General features: G+C 64.8%; 22 protein-coding genes and 1 pseudogene. 5 read left to right on the top strand and 18 right to left on the bottom strand.

Features of this window, described 5'->3' with window-relative positions:
- Positions 1 to 92: 92 nt before the first annotated feature.
- The gene (locus tag MF134_RS00665; RefSeq protein ID WP_255337466.1) at positions 93 to 1,769 is read left to right on the top strand and encodes a formate--tetrahydrofolate ligase; all 1,677 of its coding nucleotides are present in this window, start codon (positions 93 to 95) and stop codon (positions 1,767 to 1,769) included.
- The gene (gene folD / locus MF134_RS00660) at positions 1,769 to 2,662 is read left to right on the top strand and encodes a bifunctional methylenetetrahydrofolate dehydrogenase/methenyltetrahydrofolate cyclohydrolase FolD (RefSeq protein ID WP_255337465.1); all 894 of its coding nucleotides are present in this window, start codon (positions 1,769 to 1,771) and stop codon (positions 2,660 to 2,662) included. Before MF134_RS00665 ends, folD begins: the two co-directional genes overlap by 1 nt.
- Positions 2,663 to 3,191: 529 nt before the next feature.
- Here folD and glyA read toward each other — a convergent pair.
- From glyA to MF134_RS00605, 11 genes are all read right to left on the bottom strand, one after another.
- Positions 3,192 to 4,490 (bottom strand): serine hydroxymethyltransferase, encoded by a 1,299-nt coding sequence (gene glyA / locus MF134_RS00655; RefSeq protein WP_255337464.1) that lies wholly within the window; start codon positions 4,488 to 4,490, stop codon positions 3,192 to 3,194.
- 14 nt (positions 4,491 to 4,504) lie between these two features.
- Positions 4,505 to 7,174, bottom strand: coding sequence for a phosphoenolpyruvate carboxylase (locus MF134_RS00650; protein WP_255337463.1), 2,670 nt, complete (start codon positions 7,172 to 7,174; stop codon positions 4,505 to 4,507).
- Positions 7,175 to 7,446: 272 nt separating this feature from the next.
- Positions 7,447 to 8,361 (bottom strand): LysR family transcriptional regulator, encoded by a 915-nt coding sequence (locus tag MF134_RS00645; protein ID WP_255337462.1) that lies wholly within the window; start codon positions 8,359 to 8,361, stop codon positions 7,447 to 7,449.
- 354 nt (positions 8,362 to 8,715) lie between these two features.
- Positions 8,716 to 9,852, bottom strand: a complete 1,137-nt coding sequence (locus tag MF134_RS00640) for an alpha-D-ribose 1-methylphosphonate 5-triphosphate diphosphatase (RefSeq protein ID WP_255337461.1) — start codon at positions 9,850 to 9,852, stop codon at positions 8,716 to 8,718.
- A gap of 76 nt (positions 9,853 to 9,928) precedes the next feature.
- Positions 9,929 to 10,756 (bottom strand): phosphonate ABC transporter, permease protein PhnE, encoded by an 828-nt coding sequence (phnE, locus tag MF134_RS00635; protein WP_255337460.1) that lies wholly within the window; start codon positions 10,754 to 10,756, stop codon positions 9,929 to 9,931.
- 174 nt (positions 10,757 to 10,930) lie between these two features.
- Entirely contained in the window at positions 10,931 to 11,947 is a 1,017-nt protein-coding gene (gene phnD, locus MF134_RS00630) for a phosphonate ABC transporter substrate-binding protein (RefSeq protein WP_255337459.1), read from the bottom strand.
- A gap of 65 nt (positions 11,948 to 12,012) precedes the next feature.
- Positions 12,013 to 12,876, bottom strand: a complete 864-nt coding sequence (gene phnC / locus MF134_RS00625) for a phosphonate ABC transporter ATP-binding protein (protein ID WP_255337458.1) — start codon at positions 12,874 to 12,876, stop codon at positions 12,013 to 12,015.
- Positions 12,877 to 13,113: 237 nt separating this feature from the next.
- The gene (locus MF134_RS00620; protein WP_255337457.1) at positions 13,114 to 13,737 is read right to left on the bottom strand and encodes a DapH/DapD/GlmU-related protein; all 624 of its coding nucleotides are present in this window, start codon (positions 13,735 to 13,737) and stop codon (positions 13,114 to 13,116) included.
- Entirely contained in the window at positions 13,737 to 14,468 is a 732-nt protein-coding gene (gene phnL, locus MF134_RS00615; RefSeq protein ID WP_255337456.1) for a phosphonate C-P lyase system protein PhnL, read from the bottom strand. The genes MF134_RS00620 and phnL overlap by 1 nt, the downstream gene beginning before the upstream one ends.
- A 4-nt stretch (positions 14,469 to 14,472) precedes the next feature.
- Positions 14,473 to 15,252, bottom strand: a complete 780-nt coding sequence (phnK, locus tag MF134_RS00610) for a phosphonate C-P lyase system protein PhnK (RefSeq protein ID WP_255337455.1) — start codon at positions 15,250 to 15,252, stop codon at positions 14,473 to 14,475.
- Complete coding sequence (locus MF134_RS00605; RefSeq protein ID WP_255337454.1) at positions 15,249 to 16,109, bottom strand: alpha-D-ribose 1-methylphosphonate 5-phosphate C-P-lyase PhnJ; 861 nt, start codon at positions 16,107 to 16,109, stop codon at positions 15,249 to 15,251. The genes phnK and MF134_RS00605 overlap by 4 nt, the downstream gene beginning before the upstream one ends.
- A gap of 62 nt (positions 16,110 to 16,171) precedes the next feature.
- Here MF134_RS00605 and MF134_RS00600 point away from each other — a divergent pair, with 62 nt between their 5' ends.
- Positions 16,172 to 16,336, top strand: a complete 165-nt coding sequence (locus MF134_RS00600; protein ID WP_255337453.1) for a hypothetical protein — start codon at positions 16,172 to 16,174, stop codon at positions 16,334 to 16,336.
- Between the two features lie 14 nt (positions 16,337 to 16,350).
- Here MF134_RS00600 and MF134_RS00595 read toward each other — a convergent pair whose 3' ends face one another.
- From MF134_RS00595 to MF134_RS00570, 6 genes and pseudogenes are all read right to left on the bottom strand, one after another.
- Positions 16,351 to 17,448, bottom strand: coding sequence for a carbon-phosphorus lyase complex subunit PhnI (locus tag MF134_RS00595; RefSeq protein ID WP_255337452.1), 1,098 nt, complete (start codon positions 17,446 to 17,448; stop codon positions 16,351 to 16,353).
- A gap of 1 nt (position 17,449) precedes the next feature.
- Positions 17,450 to 18,049 carry a phosphonate C-P lyase system protein PhnH gene (gene phnH, locus MF134_RS00590; RefSeq protein WP_255337451.1) on the bottom strand — a complete coding sequence of 200 codons (600 nt, stop codon included), beginning with the start codon at positions 18,047 to 18,049 and terminating at the stop codon, positions 17,450 to 17,452.
- The gene (gene phnG / locus MF134_RS00585; RefSeq protein WP_255337450.1) at positions 18,049 to 18,546 is read right to left on the bottom strand and encodes a phosphonate C-P lyase system protein PhnG; all 498 of its coding nucleotides are present in this window, start codon (positions 18,544 to 18,546) and stop codon (positions 18,049 to 18,051) included. Before phnG ends, phnH begins: the two co-directional genes overlap by 1 nt.
- Before the next feature lie 172 nt (positions 18,547 to 18,718).
- Positions 18,719 to 19,614, bottom strand: a pseudogene (gene cysD / locus MF134_RS00580) (sulfate adenylyltransferase subunit CysD).
- Positions 19,611 to 22,043, bottom strand: a complete 2,433-nt coding sequence (locus MF134_RS00575; RefSeq protein ID WP_457589922.1) for a YbcC family protein — start codon at positions 22,041 to 22,043, stop codon at positions 19,611 to 19,613. Before MF134_RS00575 ends, cysD begins: the two are co-directional and overlap by 4 nt.
- A gap of 20 nt (positions 22,044 to 22,063) precedes the next feature.
- Positions 22,064 to 23,635 (bottom strand): proton-conducting transporter transmembrane domain-containing protein, encoded by a 1,572-nt coding sequence (locus MF134_RS00570; protein ID WP_255337449.1) that lies wholly within the window; start codon positions 23,633 to 23,635, stop codon positions 22,064 to 22,066.
- 107 nt (positions 23,636 to 23,742) lie between these two features.
- Between MF134_RS00570 and MF134_RS00565 the strand changes: the two genes are divergently transcribed.
- Together MF134_RS00565 and MF134_RS00560 are read left to right on the top strand one after the other, a co-directional pair.
- Positions 23,743 to 24,624, top strand: coding sequence for a LysR family transcriptional regulator (locus MF134_RS00565; protein WP_255337448.1), 882 nt, complete (start codon positions 23,743 to 23,745; stop codon positions 24,622 to 24,624).
- A 126-nt stretch (positions 24,625 to 24,750) separates the two neighbouring features.
- Positions 24,751 to 25,839, top strand: coding sequence for a DmpA family aminopeptidase (locus MF134_RS00560; RefSeq protein WP_255337447.1), 1,089 nt, complete (start codon positions 24,751 to 24,753; stop codon positions 25,837 to 25,839).
- A 7-nt stretch (positions 25,840 to 25,846) separates the two neighbouring features.
- On the opposite strand, the gene MF134_RS00555 is transcribed toward MF134_RS00560, so the two are convergent.
- Positions 25,847 to 26,608 (bottom strand): LuxR family transcriptional regulator, encoded by a 762-nt coding sequence (locus MF134_RS00555; protein ID WP_255337446.1) that lies wholly within the window; start codon positions 26,606 to 26,608, stop codon positions 25,847 to 25,849.
- Positions 26,609 to 26,761: the final 153 nt, after the last annotated feature.

Genomic DNA, 26,761 nt, shown 5'->3' with positions numbered 1-26,761 from the left:
CGACAGCAGGGAACAAGAGAAAGGACGGGCTCCGGACCGGAGCCGATGAAACGCTGCTTCGCGCAATGAGGCAGCCTGATCAGGGAGGAGACATGGGCCAGCCTAGCGATATCGACATCGCCCGCGCTGCGAAGAAGCAGCCGATTCAGGAGATCGGGGCGAAACTCGGCATACCATCGGAATCACTGCTGCCCTTCGGCCACGACAAGGCGAAGGTCTCGGCTGACTTCATTGCCGCGCAGAAGGACAAGCCCGACGGCAAGCTGATCCTCGTGACGGCGATCAACCCGACGCCGGCGGGAGAAGGCAAGACAACTACCACGGTCGGTCTCGGCGATGGTCTCTGCGCCATCGGCAAGAAGGCGGCGATCTGCATCCGCGAAGCTTCGCTCGGACCGAATTTCGGCATGAAGGGCGGCGCGGCCGGCGGCGGCTACGCACAGATCGTGCCGATGGAGGACATGAACCTCCACTTCACCGGCGACTTTCACGCCATCACCAGCGCCCACAATCTGCTGTCGGCGATGATCGACAATCACATCTATTGGGGCAACGAGCTGGAGATCGACCAGCGCCGCATTTCCTGGCGTCGCGTGCTCGACATGAACGACCGGGCGCTGCGCCAGATCACGACATCGCTCGGCGGCGTGGCCAACGGCTTTCCGGCAGAGGCGGGCTTCGACATCACCGTCGCATCGGAGGTGATGGCGATTCTGTGCCTGGCGGACGACCTCGCCGATCTGCAGAAGCGCCTCGGCGAGATGATCGTCGCCTATCGCCGGGATCGCTCGCCGATCACCTGCAAGGACATCAAGGCCGACGGCGCGATGGCGGTACTCCTGAAGGACGCCATCCAGCCCAATCTGGTCCAGACGCTTGAGAACAATCCGGCCTTCGTCCATGGTGGCCCCTTCGCCAACATCGCCCATGGATGCAACTCGGTCGTCGCCACGAAGACGGCGCTGAAACTCGCCGACTATGTGGTGACGGAAGCCGGCTTCGGGGCCGATCTGGGCGCCGAGAAGTTCCTCGACATCAAGTGCCGCAAGGCCGGCCTCAAGCCCGATGCCGTCGTCATCGTCGCGACCGTCCGGGCGATGAAGATGAATGGCGGCGTCGCCAAGGACGAGCTCGGGGCGGAGAACGTCGCGGCCGTCAAGGAAGGCTGCGCCAATCTCGGTCGTCATATCGAGAACATCGCGAAATTCGGCGTTCCCGCCGTCGTCGGCATCAATCATTTCGTCACCGACACCGACGCCGAAGTCCAGGCGATCAAGGACTATTGCGCCGGGCTCGGGGTCGAGGCGATCCTCAACACGCACTGGGCGGATGGCGGCAAAGGGATCGCGGAGACCGCGCAGAAGGTGGTCGAACTCTGCGAATCCGGTGCGGCGGACTTCAAGCCCCTCTATCCCGATGGGATGGGTCTTCTGGATAAGATCGAGACCGTGGCCAAGGAGATCTACCGGGCGGACTCGGTCGTCGCCGACAAGAAGATTCGCGACCAGCTGAAGGCTTGGGAAGAAGCCGGCTTCGGCGATCTTCCCGTCTGCATGGCCAAGACCCAGTACTCGTTCACCACCGATCCGACACGGCGCGGAGCACCGACGGGTTTCGAGATTCCCGTACGCGAGGTTCGACTGTCGGCGGGGGCCGGATTCGTGGTGGCGATCTGCGGGGAAATCATGACGATGCCGGGCCTGCCCCGGAAGCCCGCAGCCGAATCCATCCGGCTGAACGACAAGGGTCTGATCGAGGGATTGTTCTGATGGCGGCGAAGGTGATCGACGGAAAGGCCTTTGCAGCCAAGGTGCGCGAGAAGGTCAAGGAGCATGTTACCCGGCTTGTCGGAGAGCATGGCGTCACGCCGGGGCTTGCCGTGGTGCTGGTCGGCGAGAACCCGGCGAGCCAGGTCTATGTGCGCTCCAAGGGCAAGGCGACCACGGAGGCGGGGATGAAGTCGGTCGAGCACAAGCTCGACGAGACGGTCTCGGAGGAAGAACTCCTCTCCCTGATCGACACGCTCAACCAAGACGACACGATCCACGGCATCCTCGTCCAGCTTCCCGTCCCCGATCATATCGACGCTGACAAGGTGCTCGCCGCGATCGATCCGGCGAAGGACGTGGACGGATTCCACATCTCCAATGTCGGCCTGCTCGGCACCGGCCAGAAGGCGATGGTGCCCTGCACGCCGCTCGGTTGTCTGATGATGCTGCGCGAGGAGCATGGCAGCCTGTCGGGCATGGAGGCGGTCGTCATCGGCCGGTCGAACATCGTCGGCAAGCCGATGGCGCAGCTTCTCCTGAAGGACAGCTGCACCGTCACCATCGCCCATTCGCGCACGAAGGATCTGCCCGCGGTCTCGCGTCGCGCCGACATCGTGGTCGCGGCGGTGGGCCGTCCCAACATGGTGACGGCCGAGTGGATCAAGCCCGGCGCGACGGTCATCGATGTCGGCATCAACCGGATCGAGAAGGAAGACGGCGGCACGCGTCTTGTTGGAGACGTCGACTATGACGACGTGGCGAAGGTCGCCGGTGCGATCACGCCGGTGCCCGGCGGCGTCGGCCCGATGACCATCGCCTGCCTTCTCGCCAACACGGTCACGGCCTGCTGCCGCACACACGGCCTGGCAGAACCCGAAGGCCTCACCGCCTGATCCAACGAATGCCTCCCAAGGCGAAGACCGGAACGGGCCGGAAGCGTGAGAGCGTTTCCGGCCCGTTCTGATTTGGCGAATACGGAAGCTGCCAACTCGCTTCGCGTCCTGCTCTCTTGGGGCGCACCATCGATGCGAAGACGACACCTCGACTATCTCCGATCGCGGCTGCTGGGGCGGTCGGCCCTGTCCCCTCACGCTCAGGTGCGAGCGTAGCGAGCCTCGAAGGACGTGGGGACAGAGCCGCCGTGTTTGGATTCTCTCCTGAGGCGAAGGCGGCGGTCATCTTATTGGCTCTTGCCTGTTTGAAGACGCTCTTAATCGTCGTGCCGAGCGCCCTCGCCCTTCGAGGCTCGCTACGCTCGAGCCTCAGGATGAGGACGCTGCCGCGGTGATGTCGCTTGCTCGTCGGCCTACAGCATACTGAGACTTACTTGGGGACCGCCCAAGCCGGCGGAGCCTGCAAACGATGAGGGCGCTCTCTGGCCAAGAGCGCCCTTCTGATCATGCACACCGATAAGCTCGATCTTCACGCCTGCGGGTAGATCGGGAAATCCTTGAGCAGCTCGGCGACCATGCCGCGCACCGCGGTCTCGACCGCGGCGTTCCCATCCTCGCCATTCTTCGACAGACCTTCGAGAACTTCCAGAATGAGCTGGCTCACCGTCCGGATTTCTGCCTCTCCGAGACCGCGCGTGGTAATCGCCGGTGTGCCAAGACGGATACCGGAGGTGACCATCGGCTTTTCCGGGTCGAAAGGAATGCCGTTCTTGTTGCAGGTAATGTGGGCGCGGCCGAGCGAGGCTTCCGCCGCTTTGCCGGTGAGCCCCTTCGGACGCAGATCGACCAGCATCAGATGCGAGTCTGTGCCGCCAGAGACGATATCGACGCCCCCATCCTTGAGCGTTCCCGCCATGGTCTTCGCGTTGGCGACGACGGCGGCGATGTAGTCGCGATAGTCTTGGGTGAGCGCTTCGCCGAAAGCGACGGCCTTGGCGGCGATCACATGCATCAGCGGGCCGCCCTGCAACCCCGGGAACACGGCCGAATCGAACTTCTTGCCCAGATCCTCGTCGTTCGACAGGATGATGCCACCGCGCGGGCCGCGCAGCGTCTTGTGAGTGGTGGACGTCACCACATGGGCATGAGGCAGCGGACTCGGATGGGCGCCGCCGGCGACGAGGCCGGCGAAATGCGCCATGTCCACCATCAGTTTGGCACCGACCTTGTCGGCGATCTCTCGGAAACGCTTGAAGTCGGGATAGCGCGAATAGGCCGAATGACCGGCGATGATCAGCGCGGGCTTGCTCTCCTCGGCGAGTTGCTCCACCGCGTCCATATCGATGAGGCCGGTGTCCTTGTCGACACCGTAATGGACGGCATTGAACCACTTGCCGGACATGTTGACCTTGGCGCCGTGGGTGAGATGGCCGCCTGCGGCGAGATTGAGCCCCATGAAGGTATCGCCCGGCTTCAGCAGGCTCAGAAAGACAGCCTGATTGGCCTGGCTGCCGGAATTCGGCTGCACATTCACCCAGGCGCAATCAAAGAGCTTCTTCAGACGCTCCCGGGCAATCTCTTCCGCCTGATCGACGAACTGACAGCCGCCATAGTAGCGCCGTCCGGGGTAGCCCTCAGCGTATTTGTTGGTCATCACCGAGCCCTGCGCGTCCATGACGGCGCGGCTGGCGATGTTCTCCGAGGCAATCAGCTCGATCTCGTCGCGCTGCCGGCCGAACTCGCGTTCGACGGTGCCCCAGATGTCGGGGTCCCTGTCTTCGAGCCGGTCGGTGAAAAAGCGCGTGCGCGCCGGCACTCTTGCGTCCATGGTGGTCTCCTCCGTTATCCTGTCCATCCAAGGCCGCCGGAAATGACGTGGATGGTCATCAAGAGCGCGTCGACGTCCTCCGGCCGCGCTTCGTCGGTTCCTCGACCCGATCGGACCTTGCGCAGGAGATCGACCTGCAGGCCGTGCAGGCCCTCCATCTGCGCGGTCAAGCCTTCGGCGCGGGTGCGGAATTCGGGAAAGCGCAAAGCGAGGCTCTTCTCTTCCGTCAGGAAAAGGATCATCTCCTCGGTGAGCTTCGCCTCCGCTGCGATCGCCTGGTAGACGTTCGTCGCCGCCTGCGGATCGGTGACGAGATCGGCATAGAGCCTTGCGATCTTGAGGTCCGACTGGAAGAGCAGCTTCTCCGCCTCGTCGATCACCAGCCGGAAGAGCGGCGAGGTCTCGTACATCTTCTTCAGGAGCGCTCGCCCGGATTCGCCACGCACACCGGTGAAGGACGACAGTGCCGTCCCGATGCCGTACCAGCCCGTCAGCATGTGGCGGTTCTGGCTCCAGGCGAAGACCCAGGGGATCGCGCGAAGGTCCGACAGGTTCTGCGGGGCCGAGCCGAAGCGGCGGGCAGGCCGCGAGCCGATCTTCAGAAGGCCCAGTTCCTCGACCGGGCTTGCCTCGTTGAAATACTGGATAAAGCCCGGCATCCGGACAAGGTCCAGATACTTGACCTGACTGAGGCCCGATAGCGCCTCGAAGGCTTCCTTGTACTCGCCGATCTCGTCCGGTCGGGCCGTATCGGGCGGCTGCAGCGTATGGTCCAGGACGGCGCCGACCAGACGCTCCAGCATGGTGAGCGCAGTGCCACGATTGGCGAATTTCGCCGAGACGATCTCACCCTGTTCGGTCACCCGCAAACGCCCGTCGACGGTCCCGTTGGGTTGGGCGGCGATCGCCCGACCCGCCGGCGCGCCACCCCGGCTTACCGAGCCGCCACGACCATGGAAGAAGGAGACCTCCACCCGGTGCTTGTGGCCGATGCGCTTCAGCGCGACCTGCGCCTTGGCGAGCTCCCAGTTCGAGGTGAAGAAGCCGCCGTCCTTGTTGCTGTCGGAATAGCCGAGCATCACCTCCTGCCGGTCGCCCGCTTCGCGCAGGAGGCGGCGCACCGCACGGTTGGAGAAGATCGTGTCGAGGATCTCCGACGAGGCGCGCAGGTCGTCGATCGTCTCGAACAGGGGAACGATGGGCAGCGGCGCCATGATGTTCGATGTTCCGGACGAACACCATTGCGACATGAGATAGACGGCGATGAGATCTTCCGCCGAGGTGGTCATAGAAAGGATGAAAGCACCGATTGAGGCCGGATCGCGTCTGCGCGCCTCGCCGAGAAGCTCGAACAGCGCGATGAGGTCGCGGGTCTCGTCCGAAAAGTCGTGGCCGGTAAGGTCGGGCGCTTTCTCTTCACGTAGGCCACTCGCAAGCCGATCCGCCCATGCCGGGTCGTCAGGGCCGGAGATCGTCTTGCCGTCGACGGCCGACAGGATCTCGGCAAGGCTGCGGTTGACCACCGTGGCGTTCTGCCGAATGTCGAGCGCAACCGTATGAAAGCCGAAGATGCGCAGACGACGCTCCAGTGGCAGGACCTTGCGCTCGGCGGCCGCTGCCGCCCCCGTCTGGCAGAGCGCCTTGCGCAGGGTCTCGACCAGACGCAGGAGCTCGGCGGAGCGGGCGAAGGGCGTGACGCCTGTTGCCTCGCCGCGATCAGCCTTCGAGGTTGCTTCAAGACGGCAGCTCAGCGCCGCCGCGAACTGACGGAAATGCTCGCCGGAATTGCGCTTCTCGATTTCGATACGCTCGGGACCGCATTGCGCCAGAAGTCCGTCGAGAGCGAGCTTGAACTCCTGAGAAAACGAGACGACGCTGACACCGATCGAAAGATCCGCCGCCAGCCGGCTCAAAAGCGCGCGGTAGGAGGCGATCGCCGCCTCGCGATAGCGCTTCAGCGAAGCGCGGGTCACGTCGGCGGTTACGAAGGGATTGCCGTCCCGATCGCCCCCGATCCAGGAGGCAAAGTGGAGGCAGGTCTCGGGCGCGTCGACACCGTAGGAGTTCTCCAATGCGTGTTCGAGACTGTCGACCACGGTGGGCAGCGCTTCGAACAGCACCTCGTCGAAGAAGTGGATACCCCAGTCGACCTCTTGGGCAACCGAGGGCTTTTCCAGCTTCAGTTCGCCGGTCAGCCAGAGAACTTCGACTTCGGCCTTGAGGGCGGTCTTCAGCGTCTCGACCTCATGCGGGGCCCAGTCGCGGGTCAGAAGCTCGGTCAGACGGCGATAGATCCGCCGGTGGATTTCCAGGACGGTCACCCGCTTGGTCTCGGTCGGGTGAGCCGTCATGGTCGGCTGTACTTTCAGGCGCGACAATGCGCCTTCGAGGGTCTCCCGACCGATTCCGTTCTCCTGCGCCCTCTTGAGAACGTCGGCGAAGGTGCCGATCATGGCGCGGCCAGAGCGTTCCTCGACACGGCGATACTGGGCTCCTTCGTATTCCATCGCGATGGCGATCAGCTGGTGCCAGACGCCGAAACTCTGGAGCGCAAGAAAGCGTCGCGCTTCGGGAACCTCAGCGACGGACATGCGCCCGGAGAGAAGATCGTCGATCTCGGGCAGCAGATTGGATCCGACCTCGATCAGGAGTGACCGAAGGAGATCGAGAACGTCCTTTGCCATGGAAAAGGTGTCGGGACGCGGTGCCTCTGCAGGCTCCATGCTCCCGTCGGTCGACGGCGATGCGTGCGCAAGGGTCGCTTGTGACATGTTTCTGGCCTCCCGACATCGCAGGATAATCGCAAGGCCGCAGCGAGCTACCGCTGATCGCATGGAAACTTATGCCCGAACGGTCAGGGCCGGCTACTCCTTTGGACAAGAACGCTTCTCATGAAGGCCGGGAGAGACGCCGCTCTGCAAGATGCCTGGAACGACAAGCGCACGTTAGAGACCGGTCAGGAGTCCCGAAAATCAAGTGCATCGACACCGCGCAGGAACGCTTCGAAGAAGTCGGTGAACGTCGCCACCAAGGGTGGGAGTACGTCATAGGGTGGATAGTAGAGTGCCAGCCACAAGGGCGCCGGGGTCCACTCCGGCAACACGCGCTCGACCCTCCCGTCCGCAAGCCCCTCGCTGACGATGAACTCGGGAAGGACGGCAATGCCTGCGCCTGACAGCACGAGTGCATAGAGGAAATCGCCATTGTTGGAGACGATCTCGTCACCCGCGGCGATGCTGCGCTTCGTTGCGCCCTTCGTCAGTTGCCAGATCTCCCTCGATTTTTCCGATGCGTATGACAGGCACAAGCGTTGATCGAGGTCTTCCGGCATGCTCGGCCGAGAGACGCGCTCGAACAGGCTCGGCGTCCCCACTGCGAAGCGTGGGACCTCGCAGACCTTGCGCCAGATCGTCGACCGGTCGGTTGGCGGTTCGGATATGCGGATCGCCAGATCCCATCCATCCGCGACGACGTCGACCAGCGTGTCGTTGAGATTTACATGCAGCTGGATCTGCGGGTAGGCGGTGCGAAACTGCGAGACAAATTGCGGCAGGAGCCGAAGGCCGAACGACATCGGAACGCTGATGAACAGGCTGCCCTGATCCGCCCGTGTCGCCCGTTCGAATTCCAGCGTGACGCGGTCGAACTCCTCCACAAGCGGTCCGTATCGCGTGGCGACGAGGGCGCCGGCGGTGGTGAGCGAGACTTGGCGCGTGGTGCGAACGAGGAGTTGCTGCTGAAGGTCGGCCTCGAGACGCGCCACGATCCGTGTGACGGAGGCGGGCGTCATCCGCAGGGTCCGCGCCGCCCTGGCGAAGCTTCGCTGAGCGGCGACTTCGAGAAAGACACGGATCGGCCTGAGTTCCTGCATCGGCTGATTGTTACGTTTCTTGCACGAGAAAACGCAAGACGATTGTCATTTGCGGCAGTATTCCCCTCGCCTGTGTCGTTCCAGCAAGATCGGTCTCTGAGATTCCATTGCTCCGGTCTCGGCGACAGGAAGTCAATTGCCTGTTGGCCGGTCGCGGAACGACCGCTGAGATTGACTGCGACGACCCTGCCACGGGTAACCGCACGCCTTGCCTTTCTCGTGCAAGCCGTAGCAGAGACCATGAGCAAGCCACGTCATGGAAAACCGGTCTTCGGCCTCCTAATTCCTCGCCTGCTCCGCTTGGTCCGGCCGACCGTGGCGATAAGAACGCCGCTCCGTGTGTTCGCGTCAGGGTCAGGACACACGGCGGCCCTCGCGCCAGACGGCGCGCACGACCGGCGGAGTGCTCCCGTCGCTGACGACCCGGACGAGATCGGCGCGCCGGCCGAGGGCGATCTCGCCCCGATCCGTCAGCCCCACCGCCTTGGCCGGCGCGGCCGTCACCATCCGGATCGCGTCCGGAAGCGGCAAGACTTCGCTCCCCGCAATCTGAAATGCCGCCTGCAGCAGCGAAAACGGCACATAGTCCGACGAAAGAATGTCCAGCCGCCCGGCCTCGATGAGATCGAGGGCGGATATGTTGCCGGAGTGAGACCCACCGCGCACCACGTTCGGCGCGCCCATCAGAACGGAAAGTCCCGCCTTCCAGGACGCTTCGGCGGCTTCGAAGGTCGTCGGGAATTCCGCGATCACCGCTCCGAGCGACACCGACTCGTGCACATGCTCGGCCGTCGCGTCGTCATGGGAGGCGAGCGCCAGGGAGTGACGACGCGCCGCCTCGGCGATCGTCTTGCGGCTCGCCGGTGAGTATTTCTCCGAGTCGGCAAGCCGCTTGGCGCTGAACGCCTGGAATTCGTCCTCCGACAGCCCCTTCTTCTTCTGATAATAGGTCCGGTACGCGTCCAGGCTTGCGAACTGGCGCTGGCCCGGCGCGTGGTCCATCAGCGAGACGAGCTTCAGGCGGGGATTGTCGAAAAAGCGCTCGAACCCTTCCACCGCGTCGGGCGCAGAAACCTCGCAACGCAGATGAATGAAGTGGTCGGCCCGTGTCCGGCCTTCGTCAACGGCTTGACTGATCAGCCGGCCGAGATCGACCATGTCGTCGACCCGGATCGCCTGATCCTCGTCGGTCCCCACCCGGATGGCATCGAACACGGTGGTGATGCCGGATCCCGCGATCTGCGCATCATGGGCCTGAATGGCAGCCAGCTTGTTCCAGTAGACCTTGGGCCGCGGAATGTAGTGCCCTTCGATGTGATCGGTGTGGAGCTCGACGAGGCCGGGGATCAGGAAATCGCCGCCGAGATCCTCGCCGATGGCCGAGCCCGGATCGAACCCTGCGATCGCTCCGTCGCGAATGACCACATGGCCCTCGATGATCGTATCGGGAAGAACGATCCGGGCATTGGTGAGAACCGTTTCATTGGGCATTCAGGACGGCCTTCATGGCAGAGGCATTCGACAGGCGGGAGAGCCGCCGGCAACGCGTTTTGGCAAGACGCATGCGTTATGTCACGAATTTGCGGAGCTGCTGCGAAAGGAGGTCGGTCAGAACCACGGTGATCACGACGATGATCAGGATTGCCGCGGATTCGGCATAGTAGAACCCGCGGATCGACTCGAACAGGACCTGCCCGATTCCCCCTGCCCCGATGACGCCCAGGATCGTCGCAGAGCGGACATTCGTCTCGAACCGGTAGAGCGTGTAGGACACCCAAAGCGGCAGGACCTGCGGGATGACGCCGTAGACCACTTCCTGAACCCGCGAGGCTCCGGTGGCGCGGATGCCTTCCACGGGGCGCGGATCGATCGACTCCACCGCTTCGGAAAAGAGCTTGGCCATGATGCCGGTATTGTGGATGAACAGCGCCATGACACCGGCGAAGGGGCCGAGGCCAACGGCGACGACGAAGAGCACCGCCCAGACCAGTTCATGGATAGCGCGAAAGAAGTCCATCAGCCGGCGGGTCGGATGCAGGATCCACCAAGGCACCATGTTGTGCGCGGACAGGATACCGAAGGGTATCGAGAGGATCAACGAGAGGAATGTCCCCCAGACGGCGATCTGAAGGGTCACCACCATCTCGTAGACGTAGTAGTCCCAACTGGCGAAGTTGGGGCTCATGAAACCGCTGGCATATTCCACCATATTGCCGGCATCGGTGAACAGATAGGTCCACCGGTCCATCTCGGACGGGCCCCAGCTCCAGACGAGGACCGCGACGACGCCGAGGAGGATCGCGCCGTTCCAGTAGAGACGCGACCAGTCCCGTCCCTCATTGACGTCGATCGTCTCGGGTTTGCTTTCTTCGGCAGTGCTGATCGTGGTGCTCATGGTTTTCCGGTGTTTGCCAATTCAGCCGATCGGGTCAGGGAGGTCGTGGAGCCTGCGCTCACATGATCACCCCTCCGTCCTTGCCGGACGGAGGGGGAGTCGGTCCGCCATGGCGGATCGCTCGAATTGCGCGACGAGGCGCCCGAATGCTGCGGGCGCCGGTCCTCCTTCAACTCACGCGCCGGAGGCGGCGGCGTTCTCGTCGATCTTCTTCTGGTACTCGGCCTTCTGGGCTTCGAGCTCTTCCATCTTCGCCGCCTTTTCGTCGGCGCTCATGGAGTCGTCGGCGTCGAGCTGAGCCATGGTCTTGGAGATTTCCATGACACGGATCGGCAGAAGCTGATCGTTGCTCGACTTGCGGAACGGCGCCCATTCGAGGCCGGCGAGGACTTCCTTCTCGACGGTCGCGTCGCCCTGAGAGTCCGGCGTGCCGTAGGACAGGACGAAGTCCGCGATCTTCTGCTTGGTCTCTTCCGACAGGTCGGACTTGATGACCAGCGGATCGGACGGGATCAGCGGCGACTTCCAGATCACCTTGATCTTCTCGAAGGCGTCCGGATTGTTCTGCTCGATCAGGCCGAGGCTCTCGGTGTTGTTGGTCGCCGCGTCGACCTGGCCGTTCGCAACCGCCATGGCGTTGGTCTCGTGATTGGCGTTGCGGACGGTCTTGAAGCACTCCTTCGGGTCGACGCCGTTCTGGGCGAAGACGAAGGTCATCGGCACCAGATAGCCCGAGGTCGAGTTCGGATCACCCAGACCGAAATTGAGCGAACCGTCGCACTTCAGGAGATCGTCCACCGAGGTTAGATCGGAGTCGGCCGGTGCGAGGATCAGCGACCAATAGCCGGGATTTCCGGTGACATCGACGGTCTGGGCGAAGATTTCGCCGCCGGCGCGGTCGACAGCTTCCATGGCCGACTTGTTGCCGAACCAGGCTACCTGCACCTTGCCGAAGCGCATGCCCTCGATCACGCCGGCATAGTCGGAGGCGAAGAACGGATTGATCTTGAGACCCGTCTGCTCTTCCATGTCTTCGAGGAAGGGCTCCCATTTCGGCCGCAGGTTCTGCTGGCTTTCGGTCGAGATGATGCCGAAATTGATCTCTTCGGGCGCGCTCTCCTGAGCGAGCGCCGGAACGGTGAAGGAGACTGCGAAGGCTGCGGTCGCCAGCATCTTCGAAAATGCGTTCATGATTGGTCGTTCCCTGTTGGTGTGAACCCTGTCACGGGAAATGCGATGGTCGGGCGCCACCCCGATCAGGCAGGCGCCAGGTCGCCGAGGCGTGCCTCGGACTTTTCGCGCGCCGGCGCACCGGCCGGGCGGTGATCGTCCTGAACCGGGATATCCCCGGGCAGGACGAGTTCCTCCGATGCCGAGCCGTAGAGCTCGGTCAGGAATTCGTTGGAGAGGGCCTTGGAGGGGCCATCATAGACCACCTGCCCGTCTCTCAGCGCGATGGTGCGCGGGCAGTAGACCCGGGCGTATTCCACCTGATGTAGCGAGACGAGGATGGTGATCTTCTCGGACTGATTGATGTCGGCGAGAACGTCCATCACACGGCGCGCCGAGGCCGGATCGAGCGAGGCGATCGGCTCGTCGGCGAGCAGGATCTTGGAGCGCTGGAGCAGCGTGCGTGCGATCGCCGCGCGCTGCTGCTGACCGCCGGAAAGCGTCGAGGCGCGCTGCCAGGCGAGATCTGCAATGCCGACGCGAGACAGTGCCTTGATTGCCTGGCGCTTCTCCTCGGTGGTGAAGAGGCCGCATGTCCCGCGCCAGCCGGGAATACGGCCCAAAATGCCGGTCAGGACGTTGATCACCACCGGAAGCCGGTGGACCAGATTGAACTGCTGGAAGATCACGCCGGTCTTGCCGCGCAGCGATCGGACGTTCGAGCCAAGCCGACCGCCCTTCTGCTGGATTTCATCGAAGATCCGGACCACCGAGGCGTCGCCATCGCCACGCTCGAGACCGGCGATGTGACGCATCAGCGTCGACTTGCCCGATCCGGAAGCGCCGATCAGGGCGACCATCTCGCCCTCCTCGATCGACAGCCCCACCCCGTCCAGAGCGCATTTCTTGCCGAAATGTTTCGACAGCTTCTCGACAACGATGGCCGGCATTCAAGCACTCCGTCCAGGGTCAAGCGGAAGGTTGGCAAAGCATGGATACGACGGGCCGATCACGCGGCATGTCTGCCGCATTCGGCCCGGCGAATGGCTCAAGTGCCGCCCGGGCTTGCCGCTCTGCAGGAAAGCGGAGCCTTCCTGCGCGCCGCGGCATGATCGTCTGATTAGGGGGTCTCGATGAGAGTTGGATGACGCTTCAGCGACAGTTCGATGAAAGCGCGCGTCGTTCCCCTACAAGGACTTGGTCGAATATTTCGCCAGGAAGCTTTCGGGATCGAGCGTGCGGAAGTCGTCGAGCGCGACGCGCAGCGCTTCGTGGGGCCAGTCCCACCAGGCGAGTTCATCCATCCGATAGCCCAGATCGGGCTGGAAGCGTGCGCGAATGAGCCGCGCCGGGACGCCGCCGACGATCGTATAGGGCGCCACATCCTTCGAGACGACGGCCCCGGCGCCGACCGCTGCACCATTGCCGATGGTGACGCCGGGCAAAATGATTGCGCCGTGACCGATCCAGACGTCGTGTCCGATCGTGACGGCGTGCTCCCTGCGCCAGTCAAAGAAGGATTCCTCATTGCGCTCGCCGTCGAAATAATCGGCCGCGCGATAGGTAAAATGGTGCTGGGTCGCCCGCCAGGTGGGATGGTTGGTCGCGTTGATCCGGACGGCGGCAGCGACATTGACGAACTTGCCGATCCGGGCGCGCCAAACGCCGCAATCCTGCATCAGGTAAGAATAGTCGCCAAGGCTGGTTTCCGACACGCGGCAGCGTTCGGCGACTTCGGTGTAGCGACCGAGATCGCAATCCTCGACCTCGGCGGTGGGATGAACGAGCGGCACTTCCGAGAGCTTCGGCATCAGGCGGCTGCGGTCTTGCGCATCGAGAACGCCGAAATGTCGACGATTCGATCCGCGACCCGCGCCCGCACCTCCTCGTCGTGGAAGATGCCGAGGATCGCCGCGCCTTGCGCCTTCTTCTCGGCAATCAGGTCGCAGACCACGTCGCGGTTTTCCGCATCGAGCGAAGCGGTCGGTTCGTCGAGAAGCAGGACCGGATGGTCCGTGATGAGACCGTGAGCGATGTTGACCCGCTGTTTCTCGCCGCCCGAAAACGTCGCCGGCGGCAGATCGAAAAGGGCCTCCGGCAGGTTGAGACGCGAAAGCATCCGGCGAGCCCTGGCAAGTGCTTCCTCCGCCGGCACGCCCATTTCACGCAAGGGCTCCGCGACGATCTCGGCGGCCGACACCCGGGGGATCGCCCGCAGGAACTGCGAAACATGGCCGACCACGTCGCGGCGAAGCGAGATCACCTCGCGGGGGCTTGCGGCAGCAAGATCGACGAAGGCCTCGTCGTCGGCCCGGCGCATCAGGATGCGGCCATCCTCGACCCCGTAATTCCCGGTGATCATCCTGAGAATGGAGGATTTGCCGACCCCGGACGGCCCGCCCAGGACGACCACCTCGCCGGCCTTTACCGCAAAGGAGACGTTCGCCACCACCGGCAGATGCACGCCGCCGCGCAGATGGTTGGTAAAGCTCTTTGTGACGCGATCGACGATCAGGCGGGTCGCGGACGAAGGCTCCGACATCGGCTCACACCTCCAGGATTGAGGCAACGAGAAGCTGGGTATAGGGGTGTCGCGGGTCGTCGAGCACCCGGTCGGTCAGACCGGTCTCGACCACGCGGCCATCCTTCATGACCATCATGCGATGGGATAGAAGCCTGGCGACGGCGAGGTCATGGGTGACGAGGATCGCCGACAGCCCCATCTCGCCGACGAGCGCCCGCAAGAGATCGAGAAGCCGCGCCTGCACGGAGACGTCGAGACCGCCGGTCGGCTCGTCCATGAAGACCAGACGGGGATGACTGACGAGGTTGCGGGCGATCTGCAGGCGTTGCCGCATACCGCCGGAAAAACTGGCGGGATTCTCGTCGATCCGTCCGGCATTGATTTCGACCCGCGTCAGCCAGTCGTCGGCGGTCTCGCGGATCCGGCCGTAATGGCGCACGCCGACCGCCATCATCCGCTCGCCGATATTGGCGCCGGCGGAGACGCGCATCCTGAGGCCATCGGCCGGGTTCTGATGCACGAAGCCCCAGTCGGTGCGCATGAGAAAGCGCCGCTCGGCTTCGGTGAGCGAAGCCAGATTGCGCAAGGTTCCGTCGCGCATGCGGTAGGAGACCTGGCCACCCGTCAGGGGCAGCCGGCAGGACAGACCGTTGAGAAGCGTCGTCTTGCCGGAGCCGGACTCGCCGACGACGGCGAGGATTTCGCCGGGATAGAGCTCGAAGGAAACGTCTTCACAGCCGGTCCGGGCGCCGTAATGCTTGGTGACGCCTTTGGCGATCAGGAGAGGCTGATCGGTAGTCATAGCGCCGGCCCCGAGTGCCCGGCCATTCGCCTCTCCTCGCAATAATCCGTATCCGAACAAGCATAGAGCCGCCCGCCGCGATCGTCGGTGACGATCTCGTCGAGATAGACACCCGTTGCGCCGCAGAGCCCGCAGGGACGATCGAATTCCTGCACGCGGAAGGGGTGATCCTCGAAATCGAGGCTCTCGATCCGCGTGTGCGGGGGGATCGCATAGATCCGTTGCTCGCGCCCTGCCCCGAAGAGCTGCAGTGCGGGGCAATCGTCCATCTTGGGATTGTCGAATTTCGGGATCGGGGACGGGTCCATCACATAGCGGCCCTCGACCTTCACCGGATAGGCATAGGTCGTGGCGATATGGCCGTTCTTGGCGATGTCCTCGTAGAGCTTCACATGCATCAGGCCGTATTCCTCGAGCGCATGCATGATCCGCGTCTCGGTCTCGCGCGGCTCCAGGAAACGCAGGGGCTCGGGGATCGGCACCTGATAGACCAGCGTCTGACCTTCCCGCAGCGGCGTTTCGGGAATGCGGTGGCGGGTCTGGATCACCGTCGCCTCGGCGGTCTTCGTCGTGACGGCAACATTCGCGACATTGGCAAAGAAAGCGCGGATCGACACCGCGTTTGTGGTGTCGTCGGACCCCTGGTCGATCACCTTCAAGACATCGTCCGGCCCGATGATCGACGCCGTCACCTGCACGCCGCCGGTTCCCCAGCCATAGGGCATCGGCATTTCGCGCGAAGCGAACGGCACCTGATAGCCCGGGATCGCCACGGCCTTCAGAATGGCGCGGCGGATCATCCGCTTGGTCTCTTCGTCGAGATAGGCGAAATTGTACGCTGGAAGGCTTCCGGTCATCGTGTGGCGCCTATCGGCACGTGGGGACCGAGCGAGCCGGCAAACAGGGAGGAACGGGCTCCATGAGCGTCCTGTACGTTGTCGGAAAGCTGGTGATCGTCGTCGTGGGCATGGTGCTCTTGTGGTATTTCCAGCTCTACAAGAGCCCGCTCGCGGTCGAGAAACGGCAGAAGCGCCGGAGCGAGCGTGCCGTCTCGACGGCGAAATCGCCGCAAGGGGATGTCTGAGGCCAGAGACACCATCATTCGGTTTCGTCTCCCTCCTCGGCAGGACGGTCGCCTTCCCGCCGCATGCGGCGCAGGAGTTCGAGTTCGGCCTGGAAGTCCACGTAGTGGGGCAGCTTCAGATGCTCGACGAAGCCCGTCGCCTGGATGTTGTCGGAATGGGCGAGCACGAATTCCTCGTCCTGAGCAGGTGAGCGACGCTCCTCGTCGAATTCGTCGGCTCTTAGCGCCCGGTCGACGAGGCTCATCGCCATGGCCTTGCGCTCCGACTGGCCGAAGACCAAGCCATAGCCGCGGGTGAATTGCGGCGGCTCCTCCTTGGAGCCGGTGAACTGCGAGATCATCTGGCACTCGGTGACGCGCACGCGCCCGATCGTGACGGCAAAGCCGAACTCGGGAAGCTCGACCTCCACATCGACGAAGCCGATGCGCACCTCGCCGACGAAGGGATGGGTGCGGCCATAACCGCGCTGGGTGGAATAACCGAGCGCCAGCAGAAATCCTTCGTCCCCTCGCGCAAGCGCTTGGAGCCTGAGATCACGGCCGGTCGGAAAGCCGAGCGGAGAACGGGTGAGATCGGCGGGTTCCGCCTCCCCTGCCCGGTCGCCATCGCCTTCGATCAGGGCTTCGTCGCCGAGAATGTCGGTCACGCGCGGCGCATGGCTGTCGCCGGCTGTCTCGCGCCGCTCGGCCGCGGCAACGTCGCCGTCCTTTGCCATCTCGGGATCGATCAGGCGATGGGTGTAGTCGAAGGTCGGGCCCAGGAGCTGGCCGCCCGGCAGATCCTTGTAGGTTGCCGATATCCGACGCTCGATCCGCATCCGCCCCGTCTCGATCGGTTGCGAAGCCGCAAAGCGCGGCAGCGTGGTGCGATAGGCGCGGATCAGGAAGATCGCCTCGATGAGATCGCCGCGGGCCTGGCGCACGGCCATGGCGGCGAGATCGGGATCGTAGAGCGAACCTTCCGCCATCACCCGGTCGACGGCGAGCGAAAGCTGTCCGGCGATCTGCTCCAGCGTGAGAGCCGGCACCGTGCGGTCGCCGCGCCGCCGGTCGGCCAACAGCCGATGGGCATTGGCAATGGCGGCCTCGCCGCCTTTCACCGCGACATACATCTCAAACCTCCTCGACGGTCGTCGAGCGCGGCAGCGCTAGGATCGCCGAGCCGCAGGTCAGGACGAGATCGATTCCGCACGGAAAGAGCGCGCGGTTTGCCTCGCGCGCAGCCAGGAAACCAGCGCCCAGACCCGCAGGTGCGATCGTTCTCCTCCCATCGATGCCGGGACCCGAAAGCGCGAGCGCATCCCCGCCCGTCAGGCTTTCCGTTTCGACCAGCACCGTCGCCGAGCGGTCGGGATAAGCGAGCGTGCCGAGCGGCAGAGTATCGAGCGCTGCCTCACCGAACTCTCGAAGAACCGCAAAATGCGCCGCCCCCGCATCGACCAGGGCTGCGCCAGTATGAAAGCCAAGCCAGGCCGCGCAGGCACCGCGTTCCGCCTCGACGAAGACCGGCGTGGTCATGTCCGAGAAGGCCAGCAGGATGGCGCCCTGCGCCGGGCCGAGTGGCGCCGGCGGTTCGCAGGTACCACCGAGATCGCGCACCGTGCCCGGCCGGGCCGTGGCATCGAGAAGCGCGCGAAACACCGCCTGCGCATCGAAGACGGGATCGACGAATCCCCCGATCACCGCCTGTTCGCTCTGACGAAGGCCGGCCATCACTCGTCCTCGCCTCGCGCCATGGTGAAGAAGTCGACGCGTGTGGCCTCCGTCTCCTCGCGCGCTTTGGTCTCGGCCTCAGCGATCGCCGCCTCGATCGGCAGGACGACGCGGGATTCGACCATGTCGCGATGGGCGGCATCGAGCTGCCAGAGGGCGTCGAAAGAGGCCGCGAGTCGCGCCCTTTCCAGGTCGCGGCCGAGCGTCATCGCGTGACCGACCGTGCCCTCTCCGAGCCGGACGGAGGCCCGCGTCACGCTGGCCTCGCCGAGATTGAAGGGCGCCCCGCCGCCGCCAACGCGGCCGCGCACCATGACGAGGCCGACTTCGGGGCCGCGGACTGCGGCAATCGGACGGCCTTCGCCGACTTCTTCCCAAAGCCGCGCCAGCATGTCCGTCTCCGCCTGGGCGAAGGCAGAAACGGCGCGGCGCCGCGCCTCGATATGCTGTTCATTTGCTTGCTCGCGCGCCTCGCCTGAGGCGGATTTCTCGGCCATTTCGCCCTGTCGCGTATGTCTCTTGTGGCGCTTGGCTATCACCGCGGCGATGACGTCTTTGTGACGGCGATGGAATGCGCTGACCGTTGCCGGTCACGTCGAACGCGCGGAGGCCTGCGCATGGAGGTCATGCGCTCACAGCGCGGCGCCCGGCACGAAGTCCGGGCTGTCTTCAAAAATAACCGTCGCGCTTCTGGCGTTCGAGCGACCCGCCATCGCCCATGCGGCCCCGACGCTCGGAGGTTTGTGCGGACAGCGTTTCCAGGGCGACCTGAGCGATGCTCGTCGCTTCAGACGGTTGCGCTGCGGTGACCGGCCAGCAACCGAGTGTGCGAAAGCGCACCGTCTCGCGGCGCGTCCCTTCGCCAGGCTGCCAGCGCATGCGCGTCGGATCGTCGACCACGATCCGCATCCCGTCGCGCAAGACGACGTCGCGCTCCTTGGCCAGATAGAGCGGTGCAAGCTCGATTCCGCGCAAGACGATGTAGGTCCACAAATCCTGCTCGGTCCAGTTCGACAGCGGGAAGACCCGCATCGATTCGCCGGGCGCGATCTGCCAGTTGAAGCAGCGCCAGAGTTCGGGGCGCTGCAGCCGCGGTTCCCAGCCATGGTTCGCATTGCGAATGGAGACAATGCGCTCCTTGGCCCGGCTCGCCTCCTCGTCGCGCCGGGCGCCGCCGAAGACGGCGTCGAAGCCGCCTTCGCTCAAGGCCCGCTTGAGCGGTTCGGTGCGCATCGCGGTGGTATAGAAGTCGCCGTGATCGAACGGATTGATCGCCTGCGCGCGGCCCTCCTCATTCGCGTGAACGATCAGATCGAACCCGTGCTGCTGCGCGAAGGCGTCTCGGAACGCCAGGACCTCGGCGAACTCCCATGTCGAATCGATATGCAGCAAGGGCCGGGCGGCGGCGAGGGATGGAAGGCTCGCAAGGCCAGATGGGCCAGAACGGTGGAATCCTTTCCGGCCGAAAACAGCAGCACGGGATTGCGCGACGCAGAGACGCCGTCGCGCAGAATGTGGATCGCCTCCGATTCGAGGGCGGCGAGATGGCCGGGGAGCGGCTTCATGCCGGCGCCCGCTGCACTTCCCGTTCCATCGCTTTGTCATGGGCCATGGGTTCCCAATCGAGATCGCCGGCGTAGCGCCAGGCCATGCGGCCCTGATCGTCCAGCACGAAGAGGTGCAGCCATTTGTTGTCGAACCGGGCGCGCACTGGTGGATGACGTTCAAGGATCGCGCTGATTTCTTCACGCGGCGCTTCAACAAGAACCGACAAGCGCAGCGGATCATGGACGAATTTCTCGCCATCATGCACCGATTGCCACGGCAGTCCCGGACGCAGGATCCCGCCATTGCCTTCGACGACACCGAGCCCACCGGTCACGTTGTGCAGAAGCTTGTTGCCCGCTCCGAAGACATCCGGCGCGACGGTGGAACCATAGTACTGAAGGCTGATCCAGCTTGCCACGACCACCGGCGCGGTCAGGATCAGCTCCAGCACACCGAAGCCGTCGTCCTTGCGCCAGTCATAGTCGTGGAGGAAGGCACGGCCGCCCAGATCGAGCCCGGCCGTGCGCTGGCGTGGGGCTGCGACGAAGGCCTGGCAGCCGGCGAGCGCCCATTCCGGGCGCAACTCCGCCCAGTCGCGAGCGCGGCGTGCGACGTCCTCGCCACCCTCCGCACGCGGCAGCCGTTTCGAACGCTCGGCGCGGGCCAGTGCGCTAGCGGTGTCGAGCCAATCCCTGGCGTGCTCGATCGCCTCGCTGTGCGCGGAGGACAGGTGATCGCCATCAAAGATCGTCACGGCATCGGTGGTCGTGTCGTGCAGGGCGCCGACGAACAGCGTGTCCTTCGGGATCGCGATGCCACGGGTAGCGAGAGCCTGCCGCACCTCCTCGTCGTTCAGGAGCCCTGCCAGGAGGCGCGCATTGACGTCGCCTGAATAGCCCCCGCAGGCGCCGCATTGCAGCGCGCTGGCATGGGGATTGTTGACGACATTGGCGCCGTGACCGGCAAGCAGCACCAGGGGCGCAAAGCCTTCAGTCAATGACATCGCATTGAGAACGCTCTCGGCCATGGTGATGCGGGTGTCGAGATCGAGCGCCGGGTCGAAGCGCGGCCTCGGGTCCTCTGGGGCGGTGTGCCGTCTCAGGCTCAGCCCGTCGCGCAGAAGCTTGCCGACATAGACCGGACCGGTCGCCTCGACGAAGGCGAAGGAGGAGATGGCGGCGAGCTTGAAGCGCCCCCAGGCGCGCTTCGCCCGCGCTGCGATCCGCGACGCCTGATCCTTCTTCTCGGTTTCCGGTGTCGGAGCCCCCGAACAGCTGAAGACGGCGGGCTTGAGCAGGACCGGCAGCCTGGCCTCCACGACATCCGAGCCAAAGCGGCGATGGGCGACGCCGAGCCCAAAAAACCCGGCAAAACCGAGCGTCTGGACACCGGGATCGGTGCTTTCCAGCGCGCGGCGGAACACCTCGGAGCGCACGTCGATGCAGAACGCCATCTGCAGCGCGGGACGGTTACGCGGCGAGACCGGCGATGCGCCCTCGAACAGGTCATGAAGCCGGCGCTGTGCCGCATGCTCGGCCGCTTCCTGCAGGATGGAGTCGATCCAGTCGTCGGCCGTCGGCTCGACCGGCTCGGCATGGGCCGCAACGGCTTCGCGCCAGCGGGATCCGATGGTCGGCCGGTGCTGGCGCAGCAGCGCTTCCTCCCAGACGAGGCAGATCGCCAGAAGGTCACTCACCGTCGCATCCATCTCGCCCGCAAGCTCGGCCTGCCAGAGGCGATAGCGCGCTGCCTGCGCCCAGCCACCGAGGCCCATCAGCAGGCGGTGGAAATAGCTCTCCAGCGCGGCCTCGCTCAGGCCCAGCCGCCCGACCATTTCGATGATCGTCTCGGCAGACGTTTCGGGCGCGTCCACCACGCTCGCAGCGAAACCCTGGAGGCCGACGATCTCGGGGGTCAGATCGTTGGTGGCAATCGCTCGCCAGCTTTCATACGCCCCGCGTCCTTTCGGCATTTCCCAAAGAGCCTGGCCCTGGTCGAAATAGCCCGCCGCCCAATGGCCGAGACGTTCCGCGACAAGCCCTGCCCAATCGATGCCTGAAGCCTCGGTCGCGAGATCGGCGACGGTCGGCAGGGCGCTTGGTGATGGCGGGGGCGATTGCAGTGCCCGTCTCAGCTCGGAGAGCGTCTTTGCCCCCCTCCCCGCCGGCGCGCGATCGAGGGCCGCCGCGAGATCGTCATCGGTGATCTCGCCGGACTCGATCCGCTCGGCAAACCAGGTCCGGGGCATGGTCGAGGCGATCCCGGCGACCCGCCGCAGCCTCGCTGCGGCAACAGCCAGGGGTTCCTGCGTCTGGCCGAGAAAGGGATTGACGGCGACGCTCGACGCGAGCGGCCAGAGCGGCGGGACGGCCCGCGCCGCATGTTCGGCCGCGTCGAGGATGGTTTCGGCGCCGGGCCTGGTGGTTTGCGGTGTGATCATCAGCATGGGTGTCGCTCCTTGGACCATCACGAGGGCTTCCGGACGGACCAGCCGCCGAGCATGCGATCGAGGGTGGCGTTGACGTAGAGGCCATTCGAAAGGTGGACGCGGAGCCCTGCCGCAGCCGGATGCGGTGCCCACAGGGGAAACAGCGCTTGCGCAACCGCCACCAGCCCGAAGCTCAGAATGGCGAGCGCCATCAGCGTCCATTCGAGACGGCCGGGATCAGGCGTCGCGGGAAGCGTCGTGCCGGTCAGCCACTCGGCGGCGCGCTGAAGCGCGAAGTAGCCGATCGCCGCGGCGGCGGAGTAGACCACCGTCCGGCGGGTCAGCAGACGCGGCGCGGCGTCGGCGAGCCCCTGCGCCAGAAGATAGGCGACGCCGAAGATCAGGATGGCGCCGAGCGCAAGCGCCTGGGGCGATTTCTGGTCGAACCCGAACAGCGCACCGAACAGGGCGCCGATCGCCGCATAGATCGCAATCGCCGCAAGAAAGGCGCGACCGACCGCAGCACCGCTGGGGACCGCGACCGGTCCCGGACGCCGGATCGAGGCGACCTGCTCGACCGCGCCGCCCGACGACAGGAAGGCGTGCGCCTTGTAGAGCGAGTGCGCAACGATGTGGAGCAGCGCCAGCGGGAACAGCGCCAGGCCGCATTGCAGGATCATGAAGCCCATCTGGGCGACCGTCGACCACGCCAGCGAGGTCTTGACCGCCGGCTGGGTGAGCATCACCAGCGCGCCGAACAGAGCCGTGAAGCCACCGATGATCGCCAGCGCGGCCAAGACTCCGGGCGCGCCAACCATCACGTCTGCGAAGCGGATAAGCAGGAAGCCACCGGCATTGATCACGCCGGCATGAAGCAGCGCCGAAACCGGGGTCGGGGCTTCCATCACCTCGGTCAGCCATCCATGGGTCGGAAACTGCGCGGATTTCAGGAGGGCCGCGATGGCCAGAAACGCGGCAGCGCCGAGCGCCAGGGCAGTCGCGTCCGCGGCCCGGGCGGCAGCGTTGATCGCCGCGATGTCGGTGGTGCCCGTCGCCAGCACGAGCAGCACCATCGCAATGAGAAGCGCAGCGGAGCCGATGCCCGAGAATAGGGCCTTCTTCCGCGCGGCCCGCTGCGCGGCAGCACGTTCGGGATAGAACAGGAGAAGCCGGTGGAGACATACGCTGGTCGCGACCCAGGCAAGGAAGAGTTGGGACAGGTTACCGGCCTGGACCAGGAACAGCACCGCAGCGATCGCAGCACAGAGCCATCCGGTGAACGCCCCCTGCCGCGCCTCGCCGTCGAGATAGGTGCGAGCGAAACGCACGACGATCCAGCCGACCGAGGAGACGAGCAGAAGCATCGCCACGCTCACCGCGTCGAGCCGCGCCGAGAGCCCGATGCCGGCCAGGCCGATCAGAGGGCTCGTGGCGGAGCCGTGAAAGAGGAGCAGACCAAGCGCTCCGAGCGAGATGGCGAAAGCGGCAAGCGCCGCTCCTTCGCTGAGCGCCGGGACGAGAGCCGGACGACGGCCCGGCCGCCGGCTGGCGATCGCGGCGACGAACAGGAGCGGCAGCGGGGCCGCGAGGGGCAATAGGTCGATCAGCACGTGGATCCTCCCGACGAGGCAGTTGAGTGGCCTGCGGGAGATAGCGTTCACGCTCTAAGGAATAAATTGCATTGTTTTTGGCATTTCGTTCGTTATTTTCGAACGAAATGGCCACGCTGAACTACAATCATCTGCGCTATTTCTGGGCCGTCGCCCATGACGGCAATCTCACGCGGACGGCCGAGCGCCTCAACGTCACCCAGTCCGCGCTATCCGTTCAAATCCGCAAGCTCGAGGAGCGTCTGGGCCATGCGCTGTTCGAGCGCCGTGGCCGTCAGTTGCACCTGACGGAGGCCGGGCGCATTGCGCTCGACCATGCCGATGCGATCTTCGCTGCGGGCGAGGAACTGGTCGGCACGTTGCGCGGGACGGGCGCGGCCCGGCAGGCGCTGCGTGTCGGCGCCCTTGCCACGCTGTCGCGGAATTTTCAAATCGCCTTCCTGCGACCGCTTCTCGGCCTGACCGATATCGAACTGATCCTGCGTTCGGGCGGCGCCGCGGAACTCTTGCGGGCGCTGGAAGCCCTCAGCCTCGATGTCGTCCTCGTCAACCAGGCCCCGGCCCGCGACGCGCTGACGCCGTTCGTCGCCCATCGTCTGGCCGAACAGCCGGTCAGCCTCGTCGGCACGCCGGAACGCTTGGCCCATGGTGCGACCAGCCTCGCCGAAAGGCTCCGTGACCACCCGGTCATCCTGCCCTCGGCCGATACCGGCATACGGACCGGGTTCGACGCCCTCGCCGACCGTTTCGGCATTACTCCGCAGATCGTGGCCGAGGTCGAAGACATGGCGATGATGCGTCTGCTGGCCCGGGAGGGCGTCGGACTGGCGGTGCTGCCGCCGATCGTCGTGAAGGACGAGATCGAGTCCGGCATGCTGGTCGAATGCGATCAGTTGCCGGGCATCGCCGAGACCTTCTACGCGGTAACGATCGAGCGGCGTTTCCCCAATCCGCTTCTGCGACCGCTGCTGCACGCCGGGGTCGCCTGATCGTCGCACGGCCTGCCGACATGGTCCCTGCCTGGCCCCCTATCCCTGCTATCGATCGTCCACGGCGCAGCGCTAGTTTCCGCGCTCATGTCCTGACGCCTGACCCTTTCCTGCCAAGGATCGCCAATGCCAAAGTTCTCCTTCCGCGCGCGCGATCTCGGGCTGCCGATCCGTGGCGAGTGCGGGCCGTTGAACGCGATCACGGATGTTCCGGGCGTTACCGTCGGCGCGACGACGATCGCGGAAGCGGAGCCGCGTCCCGGGCGGCGCATGCCGGTGCTGACGGGCGTGACCGCCATCGTGCCGACCCCCGAGCCGGTGCTTCTCAGGGCCGGCTTTCATCGCTTCAACGGCAATGGCGAAATGACCGGCACGCACTGGATCGCCGACAGCGGAACAATGACCGGCCCAATCCTGATTACCAACACCCATGGAGTCGGCCGGGTCCATCAGGCGGCAATCCGGTGGATGGTGGATCGCCATCCGGCCATCCTCGATCAGGCGCAGCCGCCCTGGCTCATGCCGGTGGTGGCCGAGACCTATGATGGTATTCTCAGCGACATCAACGCCTTCGCCGTGACGGAGGAGCACGCGCTGGCAGCGCTCCAAGGTGCCGCGACCGGGCCCGTCAGCGAGGGCAATGTCGGCGGCGGCGCGGGCATGATCGCTTATGGCTTCAAGGGCGGGACCGGCACTGCCTCTCGCCGCATGCCGATCTTCGGTCAGGACTTCATGCTCGGCGTCCTCGTCCAGGCCAATCACGGGATCCGCGACTGGCTGACGGTGCTTGGCCGGCCCGTCGGCCGTCTGATGGAGACGGAGGAAGGCGCCGACACAGAGCGCGGCTCGATCATCGTGGTGATCGCGACGGACCTGCCGCTGAGCGCCTCGCAGCTCACACGCCTTGCGCGGCGCGGCAGCATCGGCATAGCGCGGGGCGGAACGATCGGCGGCCACAATTCCGGCGACCTCTTCCTGGCCCTTTCCACCGCCGATCCGCGCCCCCTCCAATCACAGCCGGATGCATTCGAGACGATGCGGGCGCTTGCCGACGATCACATCGATCACGTCTACGAAGCTGCGGTCGAGGCCATCGAGGAAGCGGTGTTGAATGCGATGCTGGCCGCCGAAACCGTCGACCGCCGCCCCTTTGGCGGCCCGCTGGTCGAAGCGCTTGAGCCCGAGCGTTTCATGACGTTCTTCGAGAGCGCTTGAGGCGGCGTCAGCCGATCAGCCTGTAGTGCGCGGCGCGCGCGATCAGCTGCGCGCGATTAGCGGCCGAGAGCTTCCTGGCAGCGGCGTTCAGGTGCATGACGACGGTCGGCACCGAGCGCGAGAGCTTGAGCGAGATCTCCTTCGCCGAAAGTCCTTCCGCTGCGTAGGAGACGCATTCGCGCTCGCGCGGCGTCAAATGGATGGGCCGCGCACTCAGGGTCTCTTCGTCGAACAGCGGATAGATCTTCTCGTGCAGCACATGGGCGAACAGCGTGAAGTCCGCCACATGCTTGTCGATGACGTCCTCGAAATCATGGCCGGCGTCCTGGCGGATGCCGGTGACGACGGCACATTCGCCATTCGGCATGTGGACTGGGACGCTCACGCCGCAGGTGATCCTGCTGTCGTGAACATAGTCGATCACCGGGCCGTGGTCGCGGTTGAGGATGCGGTTGAGCGGCGTCTTGCCGTCCGCCCGATAGGACCACACGAAGGGCAAGTGGGTCTTGAAGGCGAGTTGCTGGACGGGATCGATCTGGTACAAGCCGTCCTCGCACCAGACCTTGATCATGTCCGCCGGCAGATTGCGCATCGAAAGCCAGGCCGGCGTGACCAGCCGGCCCTCGTGATCGTATTTGACAGGCGTGAAGTCGTAGATCAGCGAGGTGAGTTCGAAGCCGGCGAGCGCACCCTGGGCGAGCATCATCCGCTCGTCGAGCGTGTCGCCCGCACCAAGATAGGCGTCGATCTCCGAAATATCCTTTGACATCAATGACATCAATTCGCACTGTCTATTTCTGCGCCATGTTTACATCTTGAGCGAAAGAGCGCAAGTCATTGCGGGTTCCACCTATCATTTTTGATAGCTGGCGAGCGCCGCGCCGGAGTCGCTAAGGTTCGTCCGATCAGGTGCCAATGGCAT

It is taken from the genome of Jiella marina (assembly GCF_024359545.1).
Taxonomy (GTDB): Bacteria; Pseudomonadota; Alphaproteobacteria; order Rhizobiales; family Rhizobiaceae; genus Jiella.
This window is presented reverse-complemented; position numbering and strand designations above follow the sequence as displayed.

Bases quoted from the DNA above. Each gene is read 5' to 3' on its own strand.
- MF134_RS00620 (WP_255337457.1), bottom strand. From the start codon at position 13,737: ATGCCGAAGCTCTCGGAAGTGCCGCTCGTTCATCCCACCGCCGAGGTC.
- phnG (WP_255337450.1), bottom strand. From the start codon at position 18,546: ATGGCCGAGAAATCCGCCTCAGGCGAGGCGCGCGAGCAAGCAAATGAA.
- MF134_RS00565 (WP_255337448.1), top strand. From the start codon at position 23,743: ATGGCCACGCTGAACTACAATCATCTGCGCTATTTCTGGGCCGTCGCC.
- phnC (WP_255337458.1), bottom strand. From the start codon at position 12,876: ATGCCGGCCATCGTTGTCGAGAAGCTGTCGAAACATTTCGGCAAGAAA.
- phnE (WP_255337460.1), bottom strand. From the start codon at position 10,756: ATGAGCACCACGATCAGCACTGCCGAAGAAAGCAAACCCGAGACGATC.
- MF134_RS00650 (WP_255337463.1), bottom strand. From the start codon at position 7,174: ATGGCAAAGGACGTTCTCGATCTCCTTCGGTCACTCCTGATCGAGGTC.
- MF134_RS00600 (WP_255337453.1), top strand. From the start codon at position 16,172: ATGAGCGTCCTGTACGTTGTCGGAAAGCTGGTGATCGTCGTCGTGGGC.
- MF134_RS00575 (WP_457589922.1), bottom strand. From the start codon at position 22,043: ATGCTGATGATCACACCGCAAACCACCAGGCCCGGCGCCGAAACCATC.
- phnL (WP_255337456.1), bottom strand. From the start codon at position 14,468: ATGTCGGAGCCTTCGTCCGCGACCCGCCTGATCGTCGATCGCGTCACA.
- MF134_RS00555 (WP_255337446.1), bottom strand. From the start codon at position 26,608: ATGTCAAAGGATATTTCGGAGATCGACGCCTATCTTGGTGCGGGCGAC.
- MF134_RS00665 (WP_255337466.1), top strand. From the start codon at position 93: ATGGGCCAGCCTAGCGATATCGACATCGCCCGCGCTGCGAAGAAGCAG.
- MF134_RS00640 (WP_255337461.1), bottom strand. From the start codon at position 9,852: ATGCCCAATGAAACGGTTCTCACCAATGCCCGGATCGTTCTTCCCGAT.
- MF134_RS00645 (WP_255337462.1), bottom strand. From the start codon at position 8,361: ATGCAGGAACTCAGGCCGATCCGTGTCTTTCTCGAAGTCGCCGCTCAG.
- phnK (WP_255337455.1), bottom strand. From the start codon at position 15,252: ATGACTACCGATCAGCCTCTCCTGATCGCCAAAGGCGTCACCAAGCAT.
- phnH (WP_255337451.1), bottom strand. From the start codon at position 18,049: ATGGCCGGCCTTCGTCAGAGCGAACAGGCGGTGATCGGGGGATTCGTC.
- phnD (WP_255337459.1), bottom strand. From the start codon at position 11,947: ATGAACGCATTTTCGAAGATGCTGGCGACCGCAGCCTTCGCAGTCTCC.
- glyA (WP_255337464.1), bottom strand. From the start codon at position 4,490: ATGGACGCAAGAGTGCCGGCGCGCACGCGCTTTTTCACCGACCGGCTC.
- MF134_RS00605 (WP_255337454.1), bottom strand. From the start codon at position 16,109: ATGACCGGAAGCCTTCCAGCGTACAATTTCGCCTATCTCGACGAAGAG.
- MF134_RS00560 (WP_255337447.1), top strand. From the start codon at position 24,751: ATGCCAAAGTTCTCCTTCCGCGCGCGCGATCTCGGGCTGCCGATCCGT.
- MF134_RS00595 (WP_255337452.1), bottom strand. From the start codon at position 17,448: ATGTATGTCGCGGTGAAAGGCGGCGAGGCCGCCATTGCCAATGCCCAT.
- folD (WP_255337465.1), top strand. From the start codon at position 1,769: ATGGCGGCGAAGGTGATCGACGGAAAGGCCTTTGCAGCCAAGGTGCGC.